This is a genomic window from Amycolatopsis sp. NPDC059657, assembly GCF_042734395.1.
Classification (GTDB): domain Bacteria; phylum Actinomycetota; class Actinomycetes; order Mycobacteriales; family Pseudonocardiaceae; genus Amycolatopsis.
Window position 1 is genome coordinate 224,686 of record NZ_JBHWEB010000001.1, and the last position, 23,750, is coordinate 248,435.

Genomic DNA, 23,750 nt, shown 5'->3' on the forward strand with positions numbered 1-23,750 from the left:
GGTGCTGGGATGTGGTGGCTGACGTTCTTGCCGAGTCCGATTGCGCGGTCGTCATGGGCCTGCCGTCGGACGAACCGGGGTTACTCGACGCGGCCGCCCGCAAGGGTGCCACGGCGGTGAAGGTGTTCGGCGATCAGCGGATCGCCGGATGCGCGGCGGCGGGGTACGCGATGGTGAGCCGCGCCCCGGTCGTGCTGGCGCTGAATTCGGGACCGAGCTTCGCCAACGCGATGCCCGCGCTGGTCGAGGCGGCTTCGCTCGGGGTCCCGCTGGTGGTCGTCACCACCCGCGCGCCGTCGGCCACCATGGGGCGCGGCGGGTTCCAACACCTCGAGCAGCAACGGATGCTCGGCTCATTGGCGAGCTGGCAGTACCTGGTCGACTGCCAGGAGAACCTCGCGTGGGCGGTGGCCAGGGCGCTGCGGCTGGCGGTCGCCGGGCGTGGCGGCATCACCATGGTCGAGATCTCCGATGAGGTGACCAGGCTGCCGTTCGAGGGCGCCGCCCGTAAACGGGCCAGTGGTGTGCCGCCCGCGCGTTCGGTGCCGGACCCGGATCACCTCGACGCCGCCGCGCGGCTGTTGAGCGAAGCCGAACGGCCACTGATCATCATCGGCGGCGGCGCGCGCTGGTCCGGTGGCGGCAGGTCCGTGCTCAAACTGGCCGAACAGCTCGGCGCGCCGGTGTTCACGACCGCCGCCGGCCGCGGCAGCGTCTCCGAACACCACGAACTCAACTTCGGGCTTGTCGGCCTGTACTCCACTCCACCCGCCGAGGCACTGCTCGAGACCGCCGACGTCATCCTGGTGTTGGGCAGCAGGCTCGAGGAGACGGCCAGGATGCGGTGGGAGAACCGGCACGCCGCGATCATCCAGGTGGACAAGTCGGTGTACGCCTTCGGTGAGGGGCCGGAACCGGACCTGTGTCTGCTGGGGGATCTGCGGCTCACCGCCGAGGCACTGATCGGCAGGCTCGGACCGGGCCGCGAACCGGCCAGGCGGCTATGGCAAGCACGACAGAGCCAGGTGCGCTACGAGCAGTCGGTGTACGCGACGGCCCCATTCGAGGTTTCGCCGGTTCGGGCGGCGATCCGGCTCACCCGGGAGCTAGTGCGGCCGAGAGTGATCGTCCAGGAAAATGGGCTGCACGATATCTGGGGCTACCACTTCCCGGTACTGCGGATCGACGACGGCACGGACATCGTCTGCCCCGGTGAACAGACGATGATGGGGTTCGGGGTGGCGGCGTCAGCAGGGGCCGCCATGGCACGCCAGGGACCGGTCGTGGTGTTCACCGGTGACGCGGCACTGCGGCTGAGCGTCGGCGCGCTGCCGGTGTTCGGTGACCATGGGCTCGGGGTCGTGACGGTGATGTTCGACAACGGCGGCTACGGCTGGCCACGGCACCTGCGGAAAGCGCGCAAGGCAGAGGTCTCGCTCACCGAGGCCCGCTACTGGGACAACGTCGAGGAGATCTGCGCCGCGTTCGGCGGATGGGGGATCACCGCACGCACCGAGCCGGCGCTCGTGGAGGCACTGCGCCACGCGAAGGACAACGCCGCGGCAGGCCGGTTCTCGGTAGTCCGTGTGCCAGTGCCCGATCACGACATACCTGCCGGCGTGCTGGCTATGGATGAGGAGCAGTCATGAGCACGATCGTGCGCAGACAGGAAATGAGCCTGGTCGCCGTGCTGAGCCGCTTCGCTCGTGAGCGCGGCGAGGAACCGGCGTTGACCTTTCTCGACTACTCGCAGGGGCTCAATGGAGAACCGCGGACACACACCTACGCCGAGACCGACCACGCGGCGGCGTCGGTGGCGGCCGAGCTGAGCAGGCGGTGTCCGCCCGGTTCGCGCGTCGCGATCACCGGCAGCCACGATTTCGAGTTCGTGACCGCGTTTCTCGGCTGCCTCTACAGCGGCCGGATCGCCGTGCCGCTCCCACCGGCCGAGTCTCATCGCAAGAACGACAGGATCCTCTCCGCGGTCGCCGACGCCCAGCCCGCGCTCGTGCTGACGGGCAGGCAGGCGGTCACCAAGACGGCCACTGTGGTGGAGGAAGCCGGGATACCGGCCAAATCCGTCTGCGCCATCGCCGATCTGATCGAGCCAGGGACGGCCGCGTCCACGCCGGAGCCGGCGCCAGACACGGTGGCCTACCTGCAGTACACCTCCGGGTCGACCGGGAGTCCGGCCGGGGTGCGGATTTCGCACGGCAATATGGCCGCGAACGCCAGGCAGATCTCCGAATTCGCCGGGTACCTCGGCCCGGGTACCCCGCTGGTGAGCTGGGTGCCGTTCTTCCACGACCTCGGGCTCATCACCGGCCTCGTGGCTCCGCTCAGCGTCGGCGCGCATGTGGTCCACCTGAGCCCGATCGCCTTCGTGCAATCGCCGTACCGGTGGCTCAAGGCGGTCAGCGACTATCGATCGGCGTGGATGGTCGGCCCCAATTTCTCCTACGAGCTCTGCGCGACACGGGTCCGCGCGGAGCAGAAACGGGCGCTGGATCTCAGCTCCTTGCGCGGGCTGGTCAGTGGAGGTGAGCCGGTCCGGCCCGAGAGCCAGCGGGTCTTCGCCGAGGCGTTCGCGGACTGCGGGCTGACCGCTGACCTGGACGCCGGGGCGTACGGGCTGGCGGAGGCCACCCTGTGCGTGACCGCGCATCAGGATGAAAAGGGGAAGTCCACCAGCTATTTCGATCGCGCCGAACTGACCGGCGGCCGGGTTCGCGGCGCCATGCCCGGACCGGGCAGCGTGGCGCTGGCTTCCTGTGGGACACCGGTCAGCGACGTCCGGATCGCCATCGTCGACCCGGAGTCCGGCGTCGAGGCGGCGCCGGACGAGGTCGGGGAGATCTGGGTCAGCGGCCCGAACGTGGCCGACGGCTACTGGCGCAAACCCGAGCTGACCGAGCAGACGTTCCACTCGGCACTGTGGCGTCGCGACGGCCGCGCGGACGGGGACTGGCTGCGTACCGGGGACACGGGGTTCCTCAGCCAGAACCGGCTTTTCGTGCTGGGCAGGCGCAAGGAGATGCTCATCGTGGATGGGCGCAACCACTATCCCGCCGACATCGAGGCGACCGTACGCGACTCCGGGACCGACTCCGGGCTCGGTGGCGTCGCGGTCTTCGCGGTCGAGGAGGCGGGGCGAGAGGTGGTCGTGGCGGTCGCCGAGGCGCACAGGGGCGACGTCGTCTCACCGGCTCGGCGAACGGCCATCGAGACCGGGATCCGCCGTGCCGTGTCGGCGGCACACGGCATCGCGCTCCACGAGGTCGTGCTGGTCCCGTGGGGCGCGATCCCGCGCACCAGCAGCCACAAGATCCGGCGCCTGGGCTGCCGGGACGAGTACACGCGCCGCGCACTGCGGCGGTTCACGGAAAGGGATAATGATGAACAAGAGTGAAATCGCCGACCGGATCATGGCCATCATCGCCGATGTCGGCGGGCTGGACATCAGCCAGATCAAGGCGGAGAAGTACTTCGCCGACGACCTTGATATCGATTCACTCGGCCTGGTCGAAATCGGCGCTACCATCGAGGACGACCTCGGCGTGGAGATCCCTGACGAAGAGCTCGCGGAACTCACCACGGTCGGCGCGGTGACCGATTTCGTCGAAAGCAGAATCCTTTCCGCGGCAGCGGGATAGCGTTGTTCATCGGCGGTGCCCAGAAACCCGTCCGCGGCGGGGATGCCATACGCTTCGGTGAGGTTGGCTCGAATCCCGCTGATCCGGCGGGCAGAGAACGGAGGCGGCTTCTTGGGTGCCAAAGACCTTGCGACGGTCACCGGACTGGCGTTGCTCGACTCACTCAATATCTCGCTGATTCTGGTGACGTTGTACCTGCTGATGTCCCAGCGGCGCCCGGTTTCGAGGATCGCGGTGTTCCTCGGTGTCTTCTATGCCGTCTACGTGGTGGTCGGCATCGCGCTGACCGCGGGCGCGGTGGCACTGCGGGGGAGGTTCGGCGGGGATGTGGGCAAGTACATCGAGCTGGCGATCGGTATCGCGCTCGTGCTGTACGGATTCATCGCTTCCACCGAGAGCAAGGACTGGACCGCTCGCGCGTCGTTCGGGCATCTGACGGTCGCCGGAATCGCCTTGGCCGTGTCCGCGGCCGAAGTGGCCACCGCGTTGCCCTATCTGGCGGCGATCTCGGTGATCGGGCAATCCGGCCTGGGTGCGACGGCGACGGTGCTGGTGTTGCTCGCCTACAATTTCGTCGTCATCCTCCCCTGCGTACTCGCGACGGTCGGCTACCGCGCCATGCGGGAACGCTTTCAGCAGCGATTCGATTCCTTCCTGGCGAAGCGGCGCGGAAAGGGAAGCCGTAAAGGGCTGCTTCTGCTGTGCATTATCGCAGGTTTCTACATAGCGACGGACGCGCTGGTGCAGTTCGAGTTCTTCGGCCTGGTGCAGTTCACCGACGAACAGCGCAGGCAGATCCACGGCACTTGACTGGAGGGGCTGAATGAATTCGCCGGATTTCGCCATCGTCATGTCCGGGCTCCGAAAACGGTACAAACGGAATGTCGCGCTGGCCGGGCTCGATCTCGCCATCGCCACAGGCACGGTCTGCGGCCTGCTCGGTCCCAACGGAGCCGGGAAGACCACCGCGGTCCGGATACTGGCGACCTTGCTCCGGCCGGACGGGGGCACCGCGCGGGTCGCCGGGCACGACGTGGTCCGCGAACCGGCACAGGTGCGGCGCCGCATCGGCTGGAGCGGGCAATTCGCGGCTGTGGACGACGTGCTGACCGGTCGCGACAACCTGGTCATGTTCGCGCGGCTCAACCGCCTCGACGCCAAGGCCGCGCGCCGGCGTGCCGACGAGTTGCTCGAGCAGTTCGGCCTGACCGCCGTCGCGGGGGTTTCGCTGAAGCGGTACTCCGGCGGGATGCGGCGGCGGATCGATCTCGCCGCGAGCCTGATCATCGAGCCGGGAGTGTTGTTCCTCGACGAGCCGACGACCGGTCTCGATCCCCGCAGCCGTCAGGAGATGTGGTCGGCGATCCGGGCGCTGGCGGACCGGGGCGGCACCGTGCTGCTCACCACGCAGTATCTGCACGAGGCCGATCAGATGGCCGGGCAGATCGCGGTGATGGACCAAGGCGCGGTGATCGCCGAGGGAACACCGGACGAGCTGAAATCGAAGATCGGGAACGATCTGATCGAGCTGGTGCTGCGCGACGAGCGGACCATGCCGGAGGCGATGCGGCTGATGGCGGACGCCACCGGAAAGCAGCCGAGCTACCGGCTGGAGACACGCACGATCAGTGTGCCCGTCGCGGACCGGGTCCAGGCGTTGGCCGACGTGGCAGGCGCACTCGAGCGGGCCGCGATCGATGTGGAGGACCTGGGCCTGCGCAGGCCCAGCCTGGATGAGGTCTTCGTACGGCTCACCGAACGACGGCCCGAGGGGAGTACGAGATGACATGGACCGTGGCGGCGGCGCCGTCCACAATGCGCCACGCGGTCACCGACGCGCTACTGCTGGCACGGCGGGATCTGATCCACTGGGTCCGCCGGCCGAGCCAGGTGCTGAGCGGCATGCTGTTCCCCGTTGTGTCGATACTCTTGTTCGGCTACGTGTTCGGCAGCGCGATCGTCGTGCCGGGCGGGGACTACCGCGAATTCCTCATGCCAGGACTGTTCGGCCAGGCCATGATGTTCGGGATCGGCCAGACCATGACAGCGGTGACCACCGACGCGGATCGCGGCGTCACCGATCGTTTCCGCTCGCTGCCCATGTCGTCGTCCGCGGTGGTGGCGGGCCGCAGCATCGCCGACATCCTCAACTCCGCGCTCGATCTGACCATCCTGATCATCTGCGGGCTGGCGGTCGGGTGGAGCTGGCACCTTGGCCTCGGTGCGGCGCTGGGCGGCATCGCGTTGCTGCTGTTGCTGAGACTCGGTTTCATCTGGGTGGGCATCTACCTCGGGCTCATCCTGCCGAGCCCGGAGAGCGTGTCCGCCGCCTGGATGCTGCTGTTCCCGTTCACCATGATCTCCAACATCTTCGTACTGCCCGCTTCCATGCCAGGCTGGCTCGCCGCCATCGCCGATTGGAACCCGCTTTCGGCCACCGTCGGCGCGGCGCGCGAGCTTTTCGGAAATCCCGGGCTGAATGCCGGCTCCTGGGTGCGTGAGCACTACATCCTGCTGGCCATCGCGTGGCCGTCGCTGCTGGTCGCCATCTTCCTGCCGCTGTCGATCCGCCGCTATCGCATGCTGAGCCGCTGAAGTCCCACGTCCGCGATGTGGTGGCCGCGACGCATACGACGAGTCTTGGACTGGGGAGCGCGGTGCTGGTTCTGCCAGCGTTGCTGGCCTGCGGTCCTCGCCCGGCCGGTTGAGCGAGGGGCGCGTGACGCTCGGACTCGGTCTCGGCGGAACCGCCGACCACCGGGCTGGACGGGGTGAGCGCTTTATCGGCTGCTGCTCGTTATGCGACACGCAAGTGTGCAGGTGGATAGTGATTGGAATGGGCGGTGGAGGGACAGTGCGGCGCCGCCTGCTTGGGGACTGCCCGAGTTTGGTTGTCACCGGGTGTTGTGTTTCAGGCCGCTGTTGCGATGGTATTTGGTTTCGATCCAGGTGACGATGGCCAGGCGTAGCTCTTCCCTGGTGTTCCAGCGTCGGGTGCCGAGAACGTTTTTCTGCGGCACAGTGAGCAAAAACCTTCGGTGACCGCTGGCCGTCCGCCGGAACCCGTCGGAATGGCGGCGGGTCTCATGCTCAGAGGGTGGAGGCGTGCCGGAGGAGTTTGCGTGCTGCGGGGTGATCCCGGAATTGCTGAAGGCGTTCATGCAAGGCGTACAGCGCGGTTGAGGCGCGGCCTGAGCATACGTGGGGGTAGTTGTCGAGGAAGCGGTACGCGGTGGCGCAGGCATAAGCAAGCTGGCCGAGGTCGAGCTGTCGTTCGGCCAGTGTGCCCAACGTGAGGACGCGGGAGCGCCGTTCGGCTGTCGGATAGTGACGTAGGGCGGTGCGTAGCGCGGTGATCGCGCCGGAGGTGTCGCCATCGAAGGCTCGGATCGATGCGGCGTGGTAGGCCAGCTCACCCTGGTGGTAGGAGCCGAAGGTCGGGGGCGGGCCAACGGCGAGGCTGAGGCTGTCGCGGGCGCTCTGGTAATGGGCGAGGGCGGAGTGGTGGTCGCCGAGGGTGGCGTAGCAGAGTGACACCTGGGCGTGCAGAAAGGCGTTGGTGTGCTGCGGGGCGATGCCGTTGGCCGCGGTGAGTGCGGCGAAGGCCAGCCTGAGTGCTGGTGCACCGTGGCCGAGGTAGCAGGCTTGCTGGCTGAGGGCACGCAGCACGATGGCGTACCGAATAGGGTCGCCGCTGAGGACGGCGAGCTCGAGCGTGGCTCGATAGTAGCGCTGAGCCAGGCCGTGTTCGTTACTGTCGAAGCACACGAACCCGATCAGCAACGTGAGGTCGGTGGCGGCACTCAGCAGCTCCCGCTCGGTGGTTTCGGAACCGGAGGTGCCGAGCTGGGGAAGGATGTCGTGGGCGAGGTAAGCGGTCAGTGCGTTTCGGATGTGGCCGCTGCCAAACCGGTGGTTGGTGGCGGCGAAGACCCCGACAATGTGCTGGGCGATGTGGGCCTGATGTCCTGGACCCTTCGGGCGGAAGCGGCGTTGGATGCCGGGCCGGAATTGTCGGGTCGAGCCCGGCCATGGAGGCACGACCAGTGTGTCGAGTTGGTAGGTTGAACGCGCGAGCAAGTTGTGTCCGACGGGATCCAGATCTGTGAGGATCAGCTCGGCCAGTGCGGCAGTTCCGTCGATGCGGCCGCGTTGAACTGAATCTGCATCCGCGTGGCCCAAGCCCACCTCGAACAGGGTGACCACCCGGCCGAGTCTTCGGGTCAGCACTTCGGCGATCAGCGCGGGCACCTGGCCCTGCGGATGGGTGCCGGACAGCCAATGCGCGACAGCGGTCCGGTCGTAGCGCAGACGCATCCCCGCTTCCGCGCCTGCGATGTTCACCGCGTGCGCCAGGCTGTCGAAGGTCCAGCTCGCGGCAGTGAGCATGGCGCGGAGCCGGTCGTTGCGTGTACGGAGTGGCATATTTCTCCTGGGTCCGGGGGAAGAAAACGCTGCCCGCGTTCAACACGTTCAACACACAGGATGCTCAGCTGGGCTGGACCACCACAACACCTGAAGGTGTACTTACAGCTACCTGCAGTGACTGGAGGTAGGTCATGGTTGATTGTTCGGGGCAGCGGGGCGAGATCGCCGACCTGGTCCACACTCGCTGGGGACCTTTGCTCGACGAGGTCGGCCGTACCGTGGTCGAACGGGACGAGACACGGCAGCCACCCCCGCCCGAGCTACTGGACGCGCTCGCGGCCGCCGGGTTGCACCGACTGTCCCTTCCGGCAGAGATCGGCGGCGAGGGGGTCGACGTCCTGACCTGGGGCATGGTGCTCGAACAGGTCGGCTACCGGTGCGAAGACTCGGCACTGCCGATGATCATCAACCACACGATCGACATCGCGCGGTTCGTGCACGAGTCCGGCCGCGCGGACCTGATAGAGAAGTACGCCATCCCCATCGGCACCGGAACCATCGGCGCGGGCATCGCATACACCGAGGACGCGGACGCGTGGTCCTTCCGGACCGTGCTGCGCCGGAAAGGCGACGACTTCGTGTTGTCCGGCTTCAAGTCGTATGTGACGGCCGGGCTGATGAGCGACGTATTCCTGACCTATCCGATGGACGAGGCCGGGGACATGGTGGCGTGCCTGGTGGAGCGGGACGATCCTGGGGTGACGGTGACTCCTGCGGAGCCGCTGGGGATGCGTACGGCCGGGGCGGCGGCGCTGACTTTTGAGGACGTCCTGCTGCCCGCGGAACGGATACTGCAGGCCAGTGACGGGCTCACCCATGCGCAGCGGTTCCTCAGCAATCAGCGGTTGTGGATCACCTGCGCTCCGCTCGGGCGTGCGCAGCGGGTCTTGGAGGGCTGCGCGGCGCGGTTGTCGGCCAGTATCCGGTATGGCGAGCCGGTCGCCGAACTGAAGAACGTCGAATCGACGCTGGGACGCATGTACGTGGCGGTCGAGTCGGCACGAGCCATGTTGTACCGTGCGCTGTCCCACGTCGGCGCAGGTCTCTCCGAGCCGGTGTTCGACCCGATTCTGTCGGCGGCGAAGTACTTCGCGGCCGAGCAGATCCGGTTCGTGCTCGAATCGGCGTTCCGCGTACTGGGCGGCTACGGCTTCTACGGCACGCCGCATCTGGGCCGCTATATGCGTGACTTCAGTGGGCTCACGCTGGTCGCGGGTACCAACGACATCTTGGAAGTCAACCTCGGCGCGGGCGTGGTGGCGCGATCAGGCCGGAACAACGGTAGCGGAGACCAATTATGAACGTCGAATTCTCGGGAATTCTGCTGCGCGCGGCGGACAACAACCGTTCGGTAGCGGTCAGCGCCACCACACTGGCCGGTGCGCTCGTGGAGCTGTCGGACACGTTCCCCTCGATGCGGAGGGTCCTGCTCGACAACGCCGGGAAGCTGCGGCAGGCGCATCGCCTGGTGCTCAACGGCGAACTGGTCCCGCACCCTGACATCACCATGCCGTTGGGCGACGGCGATCAGATCCAGTTCTTCACCGCGGTCGCGGGCGGGTAGCGGCACGCTGGTGGACGCCGCCGACGGTTCTCCTGGGCGTGCCGACACGGATTGGGACACGCGGGCGCGGGACTGGGCCGAGGCTCAGGAACAGACGATCCTGCCGCTGTCACTCGCCGTGCTCGACGAGCTCGGCCCATGGCCGGGCCAGTCTCTGCTGGACCTCGGTTGCGGTGCCGGGCAGTTCGCCCGGCTGGCCAGTGACCGGGGCGCGCTCGTCCACGGGCTCGATGCCTCCGCCGCGCTGATCGACATCGCCCGCACCAGGAATTCGATGGGACGGTTCCAAGTCGGCGACATGGAGCACCTTCCTTTTCCCGAAGCCGAATTCTCCGTGGTGACGGCGTTCAATAGCCTCCACTTCGCCCGCAGCCCTGCCCGAGCGGTCGCCGAGGCGACGCGGGTCACGCGGCCGGGCGGCCGCGTCGTCGCCGCGACCTGGGGTCCGCTCACCGAGTGCGATGCGATGGCGTACTTTCTCGACCTCGGCGGCCTGTTACCGGCCACTCCGCTTGACGCGGTGCCGGCACCGGACTTGTCGGATCCCGACACGCTCCGAGTGATGCTGTCAGGTGATGGACTGGCCCCGTCCCCATGGCGAACAGTCCCGTGCCAGTGGGAGTACGACGACCTGGAAACCGCGCTACGTGGACTGCTATCAACCGGCCCGGCGGCGCGCGCGATCAGTCACTCGGGGCAGAAGCGGGTCGCATCGACCATCACCGAGTCGATCGCACCCTACCGACGTACCGATGGTTCGTACATTCTGCACAACACCTGCTTCTACGTGACCGTCACCCGCGTGTAGATTCGAAGCCCGCTCCGGCCCGAGATCCTGAGCGTGAACATCCACCTCGTGGCGCGGGTGCTGGGACCTACCGCGTGCGGGTGGCCCTAAGGGGACAGAGGCACCCGTCTTCTCCGGCAGGGGCGGTGCCATCCGGCCGGAGCCGCCGCTGCGGTTCGTGCCGCGGCTGCAGTGGATGGCCCTCCGCCGGCGGTCGTTCTGCAAGACCTCGGGTTTGGCCTTATGCGCGCCGTAGCGGGCGGGGTGATCGCCAACCTGCTGTCGGCACCCGCCTCTGGTGCGTCGGGCGGTCTGGAGTTCGGGGCGGCCTTCGCCCCGGCGCGACGATTTACCCGACCGACAGAACCACCGCGGTGACGTCGGCCGCGCCGTGTCTAGAACCAGCCGATCCAGGGGCCGGAGGACGGCGCGGACTGTTCGGCGCAGTGCCAGACGTTGTCGGGGCCGTAGGCGCAGACGCGGAGACGGTCGTCGTTGAGGTTGAACGCCGACGGGGCGCCGACGAGAGTGCCGCCGATGGTGCCCCAGCCCGACCAGCCGGTGGAGGTAGCGGGTGACTGCCAAATGTGCACCATTTGGTTACTGCTGTTGATGCTGAAGACCTCCAGCCTGCAATCGGCGTTGCGGGCGACATCAATGCCGTACCTGAGGGAGCCACCCAGGCTGGCCCAGCCCGAGAAGCTGCCGCCCATCGTGCTCTGCCAGCGGTGCCAGATGGCGCCGTCCGACGCGAGGGTGAACTGCTCCACCCGACCGTCGCAGTTCGAGATGGGGATGATCTCTCCTGGGCCGACGCCTTGCGCCATTGCAGGGATGGCGGCGGCGGTCGCGAGCAGGCCTGCTCCTGTGGCCACAGTGACCACGAAAGCCTTGAATCGCGTGGACAGCAACATGATTTCCTCCAATGAGACGGCACCGGTTCGTCCGGTGCCTGGGCGTGGTGCCGGCCAGATCGAGCATGGGCCGACGGTTGACATCCGGTTGCCACGTGGAGGCCGTCGCTCAACCCGGAGGCGGCATGGATCGCCCCGGTAAGCCAAGACCCGCAGGTCAACGGCCAGGTGGGCGGACATGGCTGACCTGCGGTGATGTTGATGGGTGTCGTGGGGGCGCGAGGCGCGTCTGGGGTGCGAGAGGGGACCGCAGGCAATGCGGGTCCCCTCTCGCCAGTGCTCAGGCTGCGTAGCCGCGGTTGTAGCTCCAACGGGCGAGTTCCGTGGTGGCGATCCAGTACACGCCGTAGTAGTAGCCCTGGGCGTCGTAGAGGCCGCCGTTGTAGCCGGTGTCGGCGACGAGGGCCCGATCACCGGAGTTGTCGTAGCCGAGGACGGCGACGTAGTGGCCGCCCGGGTAGCTGCGCCAGCCGCTGGTGGTGCTCGCCCCGCCCGCGACGTTGACGACCAGCGCCCAGCCGCGGTTGATGTCGAACAGGATGTCCGAGCGCAGCAGGTTCGCCCAGCCGCCGGTTGTGTAGTCGTAGCCGAACTTGGCGTCGTAGTACTGGGTGCCAGTGCGATCGTTGAGCACGCGGCGGATGTCCCACGAGCTGTTCGTGCCGTTGGAGTTGGTGCCGAGAGAGTCGGCCAGTGATTCCTGGCTGGGGAAGACCCCCCGCACGGACAGAGCGATTCGGGTGGCCGCCGGGCCGCAGTAGTACGACGTGTGCTGACCCTGGATCTGGTTGTTCCCGAGGGTCTTGCTGGTCTGGTAGTTCGGCATGCACTCGCCGTCGATGATCACACACGCGCTGGCGTTGGTCGCGGTGGCGACACTGAGACCCGCGACGGTGCCCAGACTGATCACGAGCGCGGTCACCGCGCGAAGGAACTTTTTCCTCATGATGAATCCCTTGAAGTCGGACGAAGGTGAACAAATCATCAGCCGACCGTGTTGCCAATTTGTTGCCACGCTGAGGGTGATCATGAACGTGACGATCCCCCTTTCATGTGTGGGGATCGCTGCTGCTCGCGGCGGGGCCACAGAGTGATCCCGCGATCCCCATGCACGCGACCCCGATCCGGGCTCCGGCGGTGGACAAGGTGGTGCAGGCCGCTGCTGGGCACCGGTTGCACGCCGAGTACACGTTCGAGGACTAGTGAGGGATCCTGATCAGGCACTACATCGGGGGCGCTAACTCACTGACAAGCGGAACCATTCTCGATGGCGGCTCATGACACCGTCCTTAACGACAGCCCGCCTGGCGCGCGAGGGCGATCAGGTCGCCGATGTAGGTAGCGACGACTTCGGTGATGAGTCCTGACGGTTCGAGTCATTGGTCATTTGACGCCTCGTGTCAGTGGTTTCTCCGCTTGGACTCGCGTTGACCAGGGAAAGAAGCTGGACTGTGCGGGCCTGAAGGGGATCGCTTCGGTTTGACTTGATCCGTCCGTGGGGCAGTATCAGGCGCGTGACTTCCGAATGGACGCCCTCGTCCGCTGACGGTGACGCGTCCAATGTGGCCTTGTTGCAGCTCACCTCATACCGCCGTGCCGAAGCCGTAGTAATCCAGGCCGCAGGAGAAGTCGACGTGAGCACCGTCGATCAACTAATGGAAGCGGTCACCGTCGCCCTCGCCACCAAACCGGAGAGAGTGGTGCTCGACCTCGGTGCGGTCAGGTTCGTTGCGTCCTGCGGACTCAGGGAACTCCTGCGGGGACACGCGGCTGCCGTCAGCGATGGGATCAGATTCATCGTGGCCGCTACTGACGGCGCCCTCCGCCGATCGTTGGAAGTCACGGGCCTCGATCACGAACTGGAGACGTTCGACTCGGTCGACGCTGCTCTGGCGGCCAATTAACGACGTCGCCATAGAGTGAATTCCTAGAACTATCGCCCCCGCCCGCGTTCACCCGCTGGCGGGTCGCACGGATATGTGTCCGTGCAACGCGATTGATCAAGGAGGCCGCCCGTGAGTGTGCCAGTCAGCAACGAACCGGAGCGCGCAGCCGACACCGCAGGGCCGGGCAGCGCTGCTCCCGATCTGAGAATTTCCGAAGTCCCCGCACGAGCTGACCGACTCCACCGCGTCCGCCGGGCACTGACGGTCTGGACGGCGCAGACTGGCATGGCCGAGGAACAAGCGATCGACCTCGTGTTTGTCGTTGACGAGGCGATGACCAACGTCGTCCGTCACGCCTACCCGAAGGTGCCGGGCGTCTTCGACGTCCAGGCCCGCTACAAGAGCGAACCTCGGCAGGTGACTGTCACCGTCACTGATTACGGGTGTTGGCGTCCTCCCGAGACCGGGCGTCGAGCGAGAGGTTTAGCGCTTTTGGCTGCTTTGACCACAGCAGTCGTGGTCACGCGCACCAGCCGTGGGACGACCGTGCACATGATCTGGACTCTGTGATAGTCCTTGCTCAGCGCACGTCAGCCGACGCGGGCGGTCAGCCCCGCCAGCGGGCGGAGCCGCGGTGAACCCCATCTTCGCCAGCAGCGCCTTCCAGCCGGGCCCGCCGAAGAAGAACCGCATCGCGGTCTGGCGTCGTCGTACTTCGCGGTCAGCATGACCTGGTAGCCGACCGGGTCGTCCCCGTCCGACCACTTCTGGTCGCCGGTGTCGGTGACGGTCGCTTTCGGCGCGAGCTTGGCCACGTAGATCGCGTCCGCGCCGACGCCGACGCCGTCGACGAACAGATCGAAAATACCTCGTCGCCGGACGAGACGGCCGGTCGAAGCGCACCTCGCCGCTGGTCGCGTCCGGCGTGACGCTCGCCAGGTTGATGCCCTCGTACAGCTCCAGCGTGCGCCGCTTGGTCTCCTGTGCCGTGAATTTCAAGCCATCGGTCTGCTTGGTGATATCGGTGCGGGTCGGCTCGACCGCGCCCCAGGAGTTGACCTCCGAGGTGTCGACCGACCGGCTCCAGGTCGCCCCGTCGGCGAGGTGCGCCGGATCTCGAGCGCCCGTACCGCTTCGGTGTAGGACTTGGGCAGCTGGCGCGGGTGGTCGCAGCGGCTGCCGGTGCCTAGTCACGGCGCGTCCGGTGGCTTTGGCGACGACGTCGTCCGCGATGCCGCCGGCCCACCGCAGCACGACGAGATGGTGGGGGCGGCGTAGGTCGTGGCCGATCGCGTCGGCGCGGGCGTAGGCACCGCCGTCGTCGGTTCCGGCGATGAGGTCGTCCACGAGGTCGCGCCGCAGGCGCAGCTCGGCTCAGTTCTGGAGGATAGCCGAGGCCTCCGACAGTCCGGATTCCGAAAACCGCTCCGCGGTTCGCGGCGGTCCGGCTAGCTTGGGCGTTGTGGAGTTCCGGATTCTGGGGCCGCTCGAAATTCACACGGCGGCAGGCCAGGTGCTGATCACCCGGCGCAGGGAACGTGGCCTGCTTGCGGTGCTGTTGCTCGAGCTGGGCCGGACCGTTCCGGTGGATCGGCTGGTCGAGCTGCTCTGGGACGGTGAGCCGCCGCGAGCGGCCGATGCCGCACTGCGCAGTCACGTCAGCAGGCTCCGCACGATGCTGCCCACCGTGCGGATCGACCGGCAGGAGACCGGATACGCGCTGCGCACGGACCCGGATTCCGTCGACGCGCACCTCTTCCGCAGGCTGGCAGGCGCGGCGCGGGCGATCAGCGACCCTGACGCCCGTTCGGCCGCGCTGGCGCGGGCGCTCGGGCTGTGGCGTGGACCGGCGCTGGACGGGCTCGTCGATGGGCGGTTCCGGCTGTGCGACGGCTTGGAGCAGCTCCGGCTCGACGTGCTGGACCAGCGGATCGAGGCCGATCTGGAAGCCGGAAGGCACCGCGAGGTGATCAGCGAGCTGCGCGACCTTGTCGTCGCCTGGCCTGCCCGCGAGTCCTTCGCGGCGCATCTGATGCTCGCGCTGGACCGGTCGGGGAGCCGGGTGGAGGCGCTCGACGTCTACCGTGAGCGGCGCGAGATGCTCGCGGAGGAGTTCGGGGTCGAGCCCGGCAGGCAGCTGCGGGAACGCCACGCCCAGATCCTGCGGGAGGACCCGGCGGCTCCGCGCAGTTACCTGCCGCACGACGTCGCGGACTTCACCGGACGGGAGGCCGAACTCGCCGGGCTGCTCGGCGTCACCTCGGCGGTCGTGGCCATCTCGGCCATCGACGGAATGGCGGGCGTCGGCAAGACCGCGCTGGCACTGCACGTCGCCCACCGGCTGAAACCCCGCTACCCCGACGGCAGCCTCTTCGTCGACCTGCACGCGCACACCGCCGGGCGCACGCCGATGGACCCGGCGAGCGCGCTCGCCGTCCTGCTGCGCGCGCTCGACGTGCCCGCCGAGCGGATTCCGGAGCCGCTGGACGAGCGCGCCGCGCTCTGGCGTGCCGAACTGTCCAGGCGCCGGGTGCTGGTGCTGCTCGACAACGCCGCGAGCGCGGAGCAGGTCCGGCTGCTCATCCCCGGCACGCCGGGCTCGCTCGTCCTCGTCACCAGCAGGCGGAGACTGCAGGCGCTGGCAGGTGCCACGGTGTTCTCGGTCGACGTGCTGGCACCCGCCGAGGCCGTCGCACTGTTCTGCCGGGTCTTGGGTCGCGACGTCCCGGCCGACGAGATCGTCGAGCTGTGCGGCTATCTGCCACTGGCGATCAGGATCGCCGCCGCGCGGCTGCGCCATCGTCCTCAGTGGACACCCGCGCGTCTGGCCGAGCGGCTGCGCGCGCAGCGGCTGGGGTGTCTCGCTGTCGGCGACCAGGGAATCGCGGCCGCGTTCCGGCTGTCCTACTGCCAGCTCGATTCCGAGCAGCAGCGGATGTTCCGGCTGCTCGGTGTGCATCCGGGCGCCGACGTCGACGTGTATGCCGCCGCCGCGCTCGCCCAGCTTCCGGCCGACAAGGCAGAGCTGCTGCTCGAAGATCTGCTCGACGCGCATTTACTGCTGCAGCACAGCCCCGGCCGGTATCGGTTCCATGACCTGATCAGGGACTACGCGAGGGCCGAGGATTCCGGCGAGGAGCGGGGCGAGGCCGTTCGCCGGCTGCTCGACTACTACCTGTGCCAGGCGGACAAGGTGGCCGGCCTCCTCGCGCCCGGCCGCGAAATACTCGGCATGGAGCCCGTCTACGACGAGGTCGACGGACCGGAGTTCGCCGACCAGGGGGAGGCCGTCGCCTGGTGCGAACGGGAAATGGGCAACCTCGGCGCGGTCGTGGAACTCGGCGCCGCGCAGGGGTACGACGGCCATGTCTGGGCGACCATGCGCAGCCTCGCGGCATTCTTCCTGGCGGGTGGGCGTACCGAGCACGGGGTCGGCTTGCACGAACTCGCCGTCGCGGCGACCAGGAATCTCGGTGACGTGCAGGCGGAACTGTTCACGTTGGTCAACCTCAGCACGCTGCATTGGCTGCACGACTGCTACGCCGACGCGCTTGCCGTCGCCGACCAGGCACTGGTCATCGCCAGGGGCCTGGGCGACCTCGGACGCGAGGCGCTGTGCCTCACCCGGCGCGGAATCCTCACGCAGAGCCTCGGCCGCTACGCCGAGGCGCTGCACGATCTCGGCCAGGCGCTCGCTGTCGCGCGTGCCGCCGGAAATCGGCGGGAGGAGGCCATCGCGCTATGGCTGTCGACCGCCGCGCTGGTCGCCACCGGTGAGTTCGAACGGGCACTCGGCGAGGCCGAACTGGCGCTTGCGAACCTGCGAGCGGTCAGCGAACGTCATCTCGAGTCGGGTGTGCTGGTGGAGGCCGGGGTCGCGTGCGGCAGGCTGCGGCGGTACGCCGACGCACTCGGCCACTTCGCACAGGCGGAGGCCATAGCGATCGAGGTCGGCGATCTGACGGTCAGGGCGACGGTGCACATGCAGCGCGCGGACGTCTTTCGCGCGAGCGGCCGGCTCGGTGACGCGCTCGCCGAGATCGAGCGCTCGTTCGAGATCTTCGGACAGCTGGCGCAGCCGTCGCTGCACAGCGCCGCGCACAACATCTTCGGCGCTGTGCGCCGGGATCGTGGCGAGCTGGACAGCGCACGCGAACATCACCAGCGCGCGTTGTCGATCGCGACGGGGATCGGTCACCGGCTCAACGAGGCCCGTGCGCTGGACGGCCTCGCCCGAGCGGGTGCCGGCGCCGAACTTTCCCTGCGTGCCAAGGAACTCTATGGTGAGCTGGGTGTCCCGTCGATCAACTGGTGAGCGCCCGTTTCACCTGCTCGGCAAGCTGGTCGCGGAACGCAGCGAGTTTCCCTTCGTCGGCGGCCAGCACCTCGTCGAGTTTCTGCTCCCAGAGAACGGAGATCTCCGTGTTCACCTTGGTGGTCTCGGCACAACCGGCGTCGGCGACGGCCAGTTTCCGTTGCTGCTCTCGGCTCAAGGTGCTCGCGTAGTGGCGCGCGTCGGCGGGAAATCGGAAAGCCTGGTAGCCCGCTTCGCGCAGGCAACGGGACCAGCCAGCGACCGCGGCCGGTGGCTTCGCCCGCGTGAAAGCAGCGGAAGCGGCAGCCTGGATGTCGGCGATCGGCGCCCTCGGCGGCACCCCGCTTTGCCCGAAGAGGACTCGATCGACCTCCGGCAGGCAGCCGTCCAAAGACGCGTTGTAGCGCGACCTGTAGTCCGCGGGCTGCTTGTCGTAGTCGTCGGGTGGCCGCGTGATTTCGTAGCCGGTCGCCTCGGCCTGCTGCGGGGCAGGTGACAATCCGGTCGGCGCGGCGAACTCCAATGCTGGAGAGGTCCGTACCGGATGTATCTGGAATCCCTTGGCGGACATGCACTTCTCGAGCAGGGACCAACGCCCTGCCGTGAGCTGCCGGTCGAGTTGCCGCGCGGCCTCCAGATCCGCGCGGGCTCGACCTGCATCACCGACCGTGTGCACGGCACAACTCGTGATCAACACGAGTGCGAGCAGAACCGCGCGGGGGCGGAACCTCCTCATGACCTTCCCCTTTCCACCCCCGCTGGCCGGCCTAGCGGATGCAGAAGCTCCGGATGTTCCTCGCGTCGAGGCTGATCTCCTGGCGACCCGGGTACACGGTCAGGTAGTAGTCGCCGTTGTTGTCTGTGAGCCGGATCGGCCCGCCGCCCCGGTTGGAGATCGAGGCGATCTGGCCGAGGCCCGTCGCGCCGATGGAGTAACAGCCCGGCGCCGGTGCGTTCCACTGCGGGCGCCCGCCCAGGTCGTACTTGTAGTAACAGGAATAGCCGTCTGGGCAACCCCAGTTATCGGTGCCGGCGGATGCCGGACCCGCCGTCCCCAGCGTCATTCCGGCCGCCGTCAGCGCGAGCGCGGCCAGCAGTGTCTTCTTCATCATCGGTTGTTCCTTCTCTAGTCGGCGCACAGGGTCCAGGTGACCCGCTGGCCGAGCATGTCGCGGGAGCCGCCTGGCGGGACGGCGGTCATGTACTGGCCGTTGCGGTTGTAGACGCGGACTTCGCCGCCACCCCGGTTGTAGATGGAGCGGACGTCGTCGAGTCCCATGTCCGCGACGGTGCGACAGCCAGGGCTGGGCGCGATGTACATGCGCCCGAGGATGTAGAAGTGGTCCGTGTTGTAGTAGCAGGAGAAACCGGCAGGGCACGCCCGCGCAGGCTCGCCCGCCGAAGCCTGTTGCGCTGGGCTGAGCACTGCGGCGGCCGCGGCGACCAGCAGGCCCGCGCTCAGGCGTGCGGTCAGTTTTCTCATCGTCGAGCAATCCCTTCGTCAGTGCCGGTCAGTAGGCGACCGACCATGACTTGAGAAGTTAGGGACGCGGTGTTGCCATCCTGTTGCCAGGTACAGGGCTCGGCGCATGGCGAAACCCTCGACGCCGCATGTCAACATTTTGGCAAGCTGGTTCCTGGATGATCTCGCGGTGTTCACAAGACTGGTGTTTCTGGCCGTAATAGCCATGTTCTGTACCGCATGTGGCTCGTCCTCCTCGGTACCCGACATGTCTCTGGAAAATCGGTGGTCGCCGACGATCAGTGCTGTGCTGTCGGCCAAAGGCGGTTGTGAGGTCTGGGTCGGGATCGAGTGCGGCAACTGGCTCCTGGCCATGAACGGGACCGCGACCGACCTTGGCAAGGCTATCGACGCGCGAGGTGACTCGGCACATTTCAGCGAAGCGAAACAGCTTATCGCCAAGGTCCATGAAGACTTCGACAAATGGACTACCGCGCTGTGCAGTACCCATCTGTCGTCCGAGGGCTCGGTGATGACAGACCAGAACACCTGCGTGCGGTGGAGCCAGGGCGGCTATGAGGCGATGGTGAAGCTCCAAGAGGCCTTGCGCCCGGCACGGTGAGGACCTACGCGGAAGGACAGATCGCGACGAGGTCAATGCATTATCTTTCAATGGAGGGCACCAGTGCGAATTTCGGTCATGGGCACGGGCATGGTCGGCCAGATACTGGCCGGACGGCTCGACAAGCTGGGCCACGAGATCGTGGTCGGCACGCGGGACGTTGATGCGACGCTCGCCAGAACGACCCCAGACGTCATGGACAATCCACCCTTTTCCACCTGGGCTCCGAGCTATCCGGGCGTGCGGCTGGCGACCTTTGCCGAGGCGGCGGCGCAGGGCGAACTCGTGGTGAACGCGACCGCGGGAATCGCGTCGATTGACGTCTTGCATGCCGCAGGTGCGTCGAATCTGGCCGGCAAGGTCTTGCTCGACTTGGCCAACCCGCTGGACTTCGCAGGCGGTTTTCCGCCCGGCCTTTTCGTGAAGGACACCGACTCGCTTGGTGAGCAGATTCAGCGGGCGTTCCCGGAGGCGCGGGTGGTGAAGACACTCAACACCCTCAACGCCTATCTCATGGTCGACCCTGAGCAACTCGCGGCTGGTGAGCACACCGTATTCGTGTCCGGCGACGACCAGGATGCGAAAGATGTCACCGGACGCTTGCTGGCCGAACTGGGGCACCGCGACGTCGTCGACCTCGGGGACCTGAGCACGGCGCGCGGCACGGAAATGGTGATGCCCTTGTTGTTCAGGTTGTGGGGAGCCTTGGGGACACAGACGTTGAACGTCAAGATCGTGCGCTGAGGTGGCCGGCGAGTTCGGCGTGTTCGCGCGCGCCGAACTCGGCGAAGATCGCGATCGCCTGGTCGCGCGCCCGGGCGGCCTGGTCGGGCCGACCCGCGGCCGTGTGCACGTCGGCGAGGTCACGCAAGGCTCTGGCGCGAAAAACAGGCAGGTCGACGGATTCCCAAATGCCGATCGCCTGGCACAACCGGGCCTGCGCCCCGGTCAGGTCGCCGGTCGCGAGTGCGTGCTCGCCCATGGTGCGGAGGATGAGTCCTTCGCCGAGCCGGTCTTGGTGGGCACGGCAGGTGGCCAGCGCGTCGTCCAGTGACGGCACCACGGTGGCGCCGAGCCGGATTTCGGCCTTGACAAGGGACTGCAAGGCGTACGCAAACATGAGTCGATCGTCGAGTTCCTCGAGCATGTGCAACGCGCGGGCGGACAGATCAGCCGCGTGCGCGTACTCGGCCATGGCGCGGTGGATGAGGCTGGTGGTGCGAAGAGCGAGCGCCTCACCTCGGCGGCTGCCCAGCCGCTTGTAGGCCCGGATGGCTTCGTGCGCGACGGTGAGCGCCGGGTGAAAGTCGCCGACCTCCAGCTCTACAGACGCGGCCAGCCTGCTGGTGTAGCCGATGCCTGCTTCGTCGCCGATGGCGCGGAAGTCCAGGAGCGCCTGACCGAGCGTGTCACGGGCGGCCAGGAACCTTCCCTGCTCCCGGTAGGCGCTGCCCATTCCGGCCAGCACGACCGCCCGGCCGCGCTGGTCGCCCGAAGCGTCGAACAGCAGCAGCGCGCTGGCGAAGAACTCGTGCGCGGCATCGAACCGATCCTGGGCGTAGCGCAGCTGCCCGAGTCCGGCGAGCAGCATCGCCTCGCACCGGGTGTTACCTGCCCTGCGGGCGGCGGCGATCGCGGCGTCGTGTGTACGCCACCACTCCTCGAACCGGTTCCCGATGCCGAGCGAGGTTGCGCACAGCCCTGCCGACACCTCACTGGCGACCACGTCAAGATCCATCGCCGCGGCTCGCTCCACCGCGACCACTAGCGAGGAGAGCTCGGCGTCGAACCACGCGGCGCCGTCGGCGGGCAGGTAGTCGATGGGGTGACTGCTCGTATCGGTCGCGCACGGGTCGATCTCGCCGGATGGGGTGCTCGCGGCGAGTCTTCCGGAGATCCACAACCACGCGCCCAGCGCGCGCCGGATCGCCGCGGCACGCTCGGGTTCGGATTCTTCGTGCTCCGCACGTTCGGCGGCGAAAACACGGTGCAGGTCGTGAATGCGGTACCGGGGACGGCCGTCGCGCCCGGTTGCCGCGAGGTCGGCCAGCCTGGCGTCGACGAGGCGGTCGACGACATCCTCGGCGGCGGCGATTTCGGTGTCCAGCAGCGCCGCGACGATCCACGGCGCGAAGTCCGGGATGCCGAGCAGCCCGAGCAGCCGGAAGGCGCGTTGCGTCAGCGGGTCCAGGACCCGGTAGCTCAGGCCGACGTTGGCGCGGACCTCGAGATCGCCCGACGCCAGCTCGTCGAGGCGGCATCGCTCGTCGGCCAGCCGGTCGACCAGCACCTCCAGCGACCATTCGCGCCGGGCATTCAGCCGTGCTCCCGCCGTGCGCACGGCCAGCGGAAGACCTCCGCACAGGGCGATCAGACGCGAGGCGGAGCCGGCGTCGGCAGTCACCCGTCGCGTGCCGATGAGCTTGGTCAGCAGCTCCAGAGCGTTGTCTTCGTCGAAAATGCCGAGGTCGACGCGACGTGCGCCGGGGAGATCGGCCAGGAGGCCGCGCGAGGTCACCAGGACCGCGCATTCGGCGTGGCCTGGCAGCAGCGGGCGGATCTGCGCCTCGTCGCGGGCGTCGTCGAGAACCACGAGAACCCGGCGGCCGGCGAGCACGCTGCGATAGAGGTCTTCCCGCTCGCTGGAGGACTCGGGCACGTCTTGGTCGAGCGCTCGCAGGAACCGGCCCAGAATTTCGCCGGGCGTGGCGGGGCAGGTCGTCACGCCACGCAGGTCGGCGTAAAGCTGGCCGTCGGGAAAGGCCGTGGCGACTGTGTGCGCGGCGCGGATCGCCAGTGTGGATTTGCCGACCCCGCCGGTGCCGGACACCACGCACACCGGCAACGCCTCGCGGCGGCTGGTCAGCGTCGTGGTGAGCTGGACCAGCTCCGCTGCCCGGCCGGTGAAGTCGGGTGCGGCCGGCGGTAACAGGGCCGGAACGGGGCGCGTGCCCAGGGCAAGCGGTGCCCGATCGGTGAGTAGCACGACCCGTTCCGTCTCGATGAGTTCGGGACCGGGATCGAGGCCGTGCTCTTCGGCCAGCCTGGCTCGGAAGACACGCGCCTCCGCGAGCGCCTCCGCCTGGCGGCCACTGCGGAGCAGCGCGACCATCGACTGGCACACCAGACGCTCGCGCAGCGGATGTTCCCGGAGCAACGCGGCCAGCTCCGCCACCAGCGGGACGTGGTCGCCGAGTCGCAGATCCGAGTCGATGCGCAGCTCGGTGGCCGCGAGCATCTGTTCGTCGAATCCAGGCCACATCCGGTCCCGGATCGTCGCGCTGGCGATGTCACCCAGCACTGGGCCGCGCCACAGTCCTAGTGCTTCGGTCAGCAGTTCGCTCCGCTCCTCGGGAGCCGACACCGAAATAGCTTTCCGGTGCAGCGCCGTGAAGCGATGCAGGTCCACCAGGCCGAGGTCTCCCTCGACAAGGTAGCCGCCGCCCGAGCTGGTCAGCCGAAACCCATGGCGCTCGGCGCCCGCGGCGGACAGCAGAGCACGCAGTCGAGACACGGCGACCTGGACGGCCCGCCGCGGGTGATTCGGAAGGTGCGTGCCCCACACGAGGTCGATCAACCTCTCCGCCGACAGCGCGGAGCCGAGATTGACCAGCAACAGACCCAGGATGATCCGCTCGATCCTGCGTCCGAGATCGAGCGCAGCTCCGTCGACTACCGCTTCCACGTCACCGAGAACACGGAACTCTATTCCCCGTGCCCGATAACCCACAGTCATCGTCTGCTTTCTCGCTGGCGCGTATCCGTAATACCGACCTGCTGGTCCTCAGTGTCGGGAAAGCGTAGTCGGTCGAACTTCGTGACTCGTCGCTTTTTTCAGGTGCACTAACACTAGGTGATCAACCTAACAGCCGGTCTTGGAGTACGGGCTCGGGATTATGCACCTGGGAGTGACTGTCCATTGTGGTCGTCGGCTCGGTCGACGTGCCGCAGAGGAGACCGGTGCGGTAGATGTCGGAGGGCCCGGTGGCGTACGCGAGCGTCAGGGCTCGGACCGGCTGGTACGCGGCCAGACGCCCTACAATGACTTTTTTTTACCGAAAAAAACGGGCAAGAAAAAACCGGGTGTTGGCCCACCCGCGACCACGCGGGGCCAAAACC

General features: G+C 67.5%; 24 protein-coding genes. 15 read left to right on the plus strand and 9 right to left on the minus strand.

Annotated elements, in window-relative coordinates:
- Positions 1–14 precede the first annotated feature (14 nt).
- The 6 genes from ACFV15_RS01075 to ACFV15_RS01100 all read left to right on the plus strand — a co-directional run bounded on the left by ACFV15_RS01075 (position 15) and on the right by ACFV15_RS01100 (position 6,248).
- Complete coding sequence (locus ACFV15_RS01075; protein ID WP_378348078.1) at positions 15–1,649, plus strand: thiamine pyrophosphate-binding protein; 1,635 nt, start codon at positions 15–17, stop codon at positions 1,647–1,649.
- Entirely contained in the window at positions 1,646–3,409 is a 1,764-nt protein-coding gene (locus ACFV15_RS01080; protein WP_378348079.1) for a fatty acyl-AMP ligase, read from the plus strand. The genes ACFV15_RS01075 and ACFV15_RS01080 overlap by 4 nt, the downstream gene beginning before the upstream one ends.
- On the plus strand, positions 3,396–3,653 hold the full coding sequence (locus ACFV15_RS01085) for an acyl carrier protein (RefSeq protein WP_378348080.1): 258 nt from the start codon (positions 3,396–3,398) through the stop codon (positions 3,651–3,653). Before ACFV15_RS01080 ends, ACFV15_RS01085 begins: the two co-directional genes overlap by 14 nt.
- A gap of 111 nt (positions 3,654–3,764) precedes the next feature.
- Positions 3,765–4,463 (plus strand): GAP family protein, encoded by a 699-nt coding sequence (locus ACFV15_RS01090; RefSeq protein WP_378348081.1) that lies wholly within the window; start codon positions 3,765–3,767, stop codon positions 4,461–4,463.
- A 13-nt stretch (positions 4,464–4,476) separates the two neighbouring features.
- Positions 4,477–5,439 (plus strand): ATP-binding cassette domain-containing protein, encoded by a 963-nt coding sequence (locus ACFV15_RS01095; protein WP_378348082.1) that lies wholly within the window; start codon positions 4,477–4,479, stop codon positions 5,437–5,439.
- Positions 5,436–6,248 (plus strand): ABC transporter permease, encoded by an 813-nt coding sequence (locus ACFV15_RS01100; protein WP_378348083.1) that lies wholly within the window; start codon positions 5,436–5,438, stop codon positions 6,246–6,248. The genes ACFV15_RS01095 and ACFV15_RS01100 overlap by 4 nt, the downstream gene beginning before the upstream one ends.
- A gap of 299 nt (positions 6,249–6,547) precedes the next feature.
- On the opposite strand, the gene ACFV15_RS01105 is transcribed toward ACFV15_RS01100, so the two are convergent.
- Both ACFV15_RS01105 and ACFV15_RS01110 read right to left on the minus strand, forming a co-directional pair.
- Complete coding sequence (locus ACFV15_RS01105; protein WP_378348114.1) at positions 6,548–6,673, minus strand: hypothetical protein; 126 nt, start codon at positions 6,671–6,673, stop codon at positions 6,548–6,550.
- A gap of 70 nt (positions 6,674–6,743) precedes the next feature.
- Positions 6,744–8,042: a tol-pal system YbgF family protein gene (locus ACFV15_RS01110; RefSeq protein WP_378348084.1), complete on the minus strand. Its 1,299-nt coding sequence runs from the start codon at positions 8,040–8,042 to the stop codon at positions 6,744–6,746.
- Positions 8,043–8,212: 170 nt separating this feature from the next.
- On the opposite strand from ACFV15_RS01110, the gene ACFV15_RS01115 reads away from it, so the two are divergent.
- The 3 genes from ACFV15_RS01115 to ACFV15_RS01125 are packed head-to-tail and all read left to right on the plus strand — an operon-like array spanning position 8,213 to position 10,453.
- Positions 8,213–9,382: an acyl-CoA dehydrogenase family protein gene (locus ACFV15_RS01115; protein ID WP_378348085.1), complete on the plus strand. Its 1,170-nt coding sequence runs from the start codon at positions 8,213–8,215 to the stop codon at positions 9,380–9,382.
- Entirely contained in the window at positions 9,379–9,645 is a 267-nt protein-coding gene (locus tag ACFV15_RS01120) for a MoaD/ThiS family protein (RefSeq protein ID WP_378348086.1), read from the plus strand. Before ACFV15_RS01115 ends, ACFV15_RS01120 begins: the two co-directional genes overlap by 4 nt.
- A 10-nt stretch (positions 9,646–9,655) precedes the next feature.
- Positions 9,656–10,453 (plus strand): class I SAM-dependent methyltransferase, encoded by a 798-nt coding sequence (locus ACFV15_RS01125; RefSeq protein WP_378348087.1) that lies wholly within the window; start codon positions 9,656–9,658, stop codon positions 10,451–10,453.
- 374 nt (positions 10,454–10,827) lie between these two features.
- Here the strand turns inward: ACFV15_RS01125 and ACFV15_RS01130 are convergent, their stop codons facing one another.
- The gene (locus tag ACFV15_RS01130; RefSeq protein ID WP_378348088.1) at positions 10,828–11,346 is read right to left on the minus strand and encodes a hypothetical protein; all 519 of its coding nucleotides are present in this window, start codon (positions 11,344–11,346) and stop codon (positions 10,828–10,830) included.
- A gap of 280 nt (positions 11,347–11,626) precedes the next feature.
- On the minus strand, positions 11,627–12,292 hold the full coding sequence (locus ACFV15_RS01135) for a C39 family peptidase (protein WP_378348089.1): 666 nt from the start codon (positions 12,290–12,292) through the stop codon (positions 11,627–11,629).
- A gap of 107 nt (positions 12,293–12,399) precedes the next feature.
- Here ACFV15_RS01135 and ACFV15_RS01140 point away from each other — a divergent pair, with 107 nt between their 5' ends.
- The 3 genes from ACFV15_RS01140 to ACFV15_RS01150 all read left to right on the plus strand — a co-directional run bounded on the left by ACFV15_RS01140 (position 12,400) and on the right by ACFV15_RS01150 (position 13,802).
- Positions 12,400–12,549 (plus strand): hypothetical protein, encoded by a 150-nt coding sequence (locus ACFV15_RS01140; protein ID WP_378348090.1) that lies wholly within the window; start codon positions 12,400–12,402, stop codon positions 12,547–12,549.
- A 311-nt stretch (positions 12,550–12,860) separates the two neighbouring features.
- Positions 12,861–13,250: an STAS domain-containing protein gene (locus tag ACFV15_RS01145; RefSeq protein ID WP_378348091.1), complete on the plus strand. Its 390-nt coding sequence runs from the start codon at positions 12,861–12,863 to the stop codon at positions 13,248–13,250.
- A gap of 111 nt (positions 13,251–13,361) precedes the next feature.
- Complete coding sequence (locus tag ACFV15_RS01150; protein ID WP_378348092.1) at positions 13,362–13,802, plus strand: ATP-binding protein; 441 nt, start codon at positions 13,362–13,364, stop codon at positions 13,800–13,802.
- Between the two features lie 20 nt (positions 13,803–13,822).
- Here the strand turns inward: ACFV15_RS01150 and ACFV15_RS01155 are convergent, their stop codons facing one another.
- Positions 13,823–14,047: a hypothetical protein gene (locus ACFV15_RS01155; RefSeq protein ID WP_378348093.1), complete on the minus strand. Its 225-nt coding sequence runs from the start codon at positions 14,045–14,047 to the stop codon at positions 13,823–13,825.
- A gap of 647 nt (positions 14,048–14,694) precedes the next feature.
- Between ACFV15_RS01155 and ACFV15_RS01160 the strand changes: the two genes are divergently transcribed.
- Positions 14,695–17,547: a BTAD domain-containing putative transcriptional regulator gene (locus ACFV15_RS01160; RefSeq protein ID WP_378348094.1), complete on the plus strand. Its 2,853-nt coding sequence runs from the start codon at positions 14,695–14,697 to the stop codon at positions 17,545–17,547.
- Here ACFV15_RS01160 and ACFV15_RS01165 read toward each other — a convergent pair.
- Genes ACFV15_RS01165 through ACFV15_RS01175 form a run of 3 tightly spaced genes read right to left on the minus strand, consistent with a single transcriptional unit; the run spans position 17,537 to position 19,030 of the window.
- Positions 17,537–18,283, minus strand: a complete 747-nt coding sequence (locus ACFV15_RS01165) for a hypothetical protein (RefSeq protein WP_378348095.1) — start codon at positions 18,281–18,283, stop codon at positions 17,537–17,539. The genes ACFV15_RS01160 and ACFV15_RS01165 overlap by 11 nt on opposite strands.
- Positions 18,284–18,314: 31 nt before the next feature.
- Positions 18,315–18,659 (minus strand): hypothetical protein, encoded by a 345-nt coding sequence (locus ACFV15_RS01170; protein WP_378348096.1) that lies wholly within the window; start codon positions 18,657–18,659, stop codon positions 18,315–18,317.
- Positions 18,660–18,673: 14 nt separating this feature from the next.
- The gene (locus tag ACFV15_RS01175; RefSeq protein WP_378348097.1) at positions 18,674–19,030 is read right to left on the minus strand and encodes a peptidase inhibitor family I36 protein; all 357 of its coding nucleotides are present in this window, start codon (positions 19,028–19,030) and stop codon (positions 18,674–18,676) included.
- A 106-nt stretch (positions 19,031–19,136) separates the two neighbouring features.
- Between ACFV15_RS01175 and ACFV15_RS01180 the strand changes: the two genes are divergently transcribed.
- A complete protein-coding gene (locus tag ACFV15_RS01180) occupies positions 19,137–19,631 on the plus strand; it encodes a hypothetical protein (protein ID WP_378348098.1) in 495 nt (164 codons plus the stop codon).
- A 63-nt stretch (positions 19,632–19,694) separates the two neighbouring features.
- Entirely contained in the window at positions 19,695–20,375 is a 681-nt protein-coding gene (locus ACFV15_RS01185; protein ID WP_378348099.1) for an NADPH-dependent F420 reductase, read from the plus strand.
- Here the strand turns inward: ACFV15_RS01185 and ACFV15_RS01190 are convergent.
- Entirely contained in the window at positions 20,359–23,316 is a 2,958-nt protein-coding gene (locus ACFV15_RS01190; RefSeq protein WP_378348100.1) for a BTAD domain-containing putative transcriptional regulator, read from the minus strand. The two genes, ACFV15_RS01185 and ACFV15_RS01190, sit on opposite strands and share 17 nt — an antisense overlap.
- Positions 23,317–23,750: the final 434 nt, after the last annotated feature.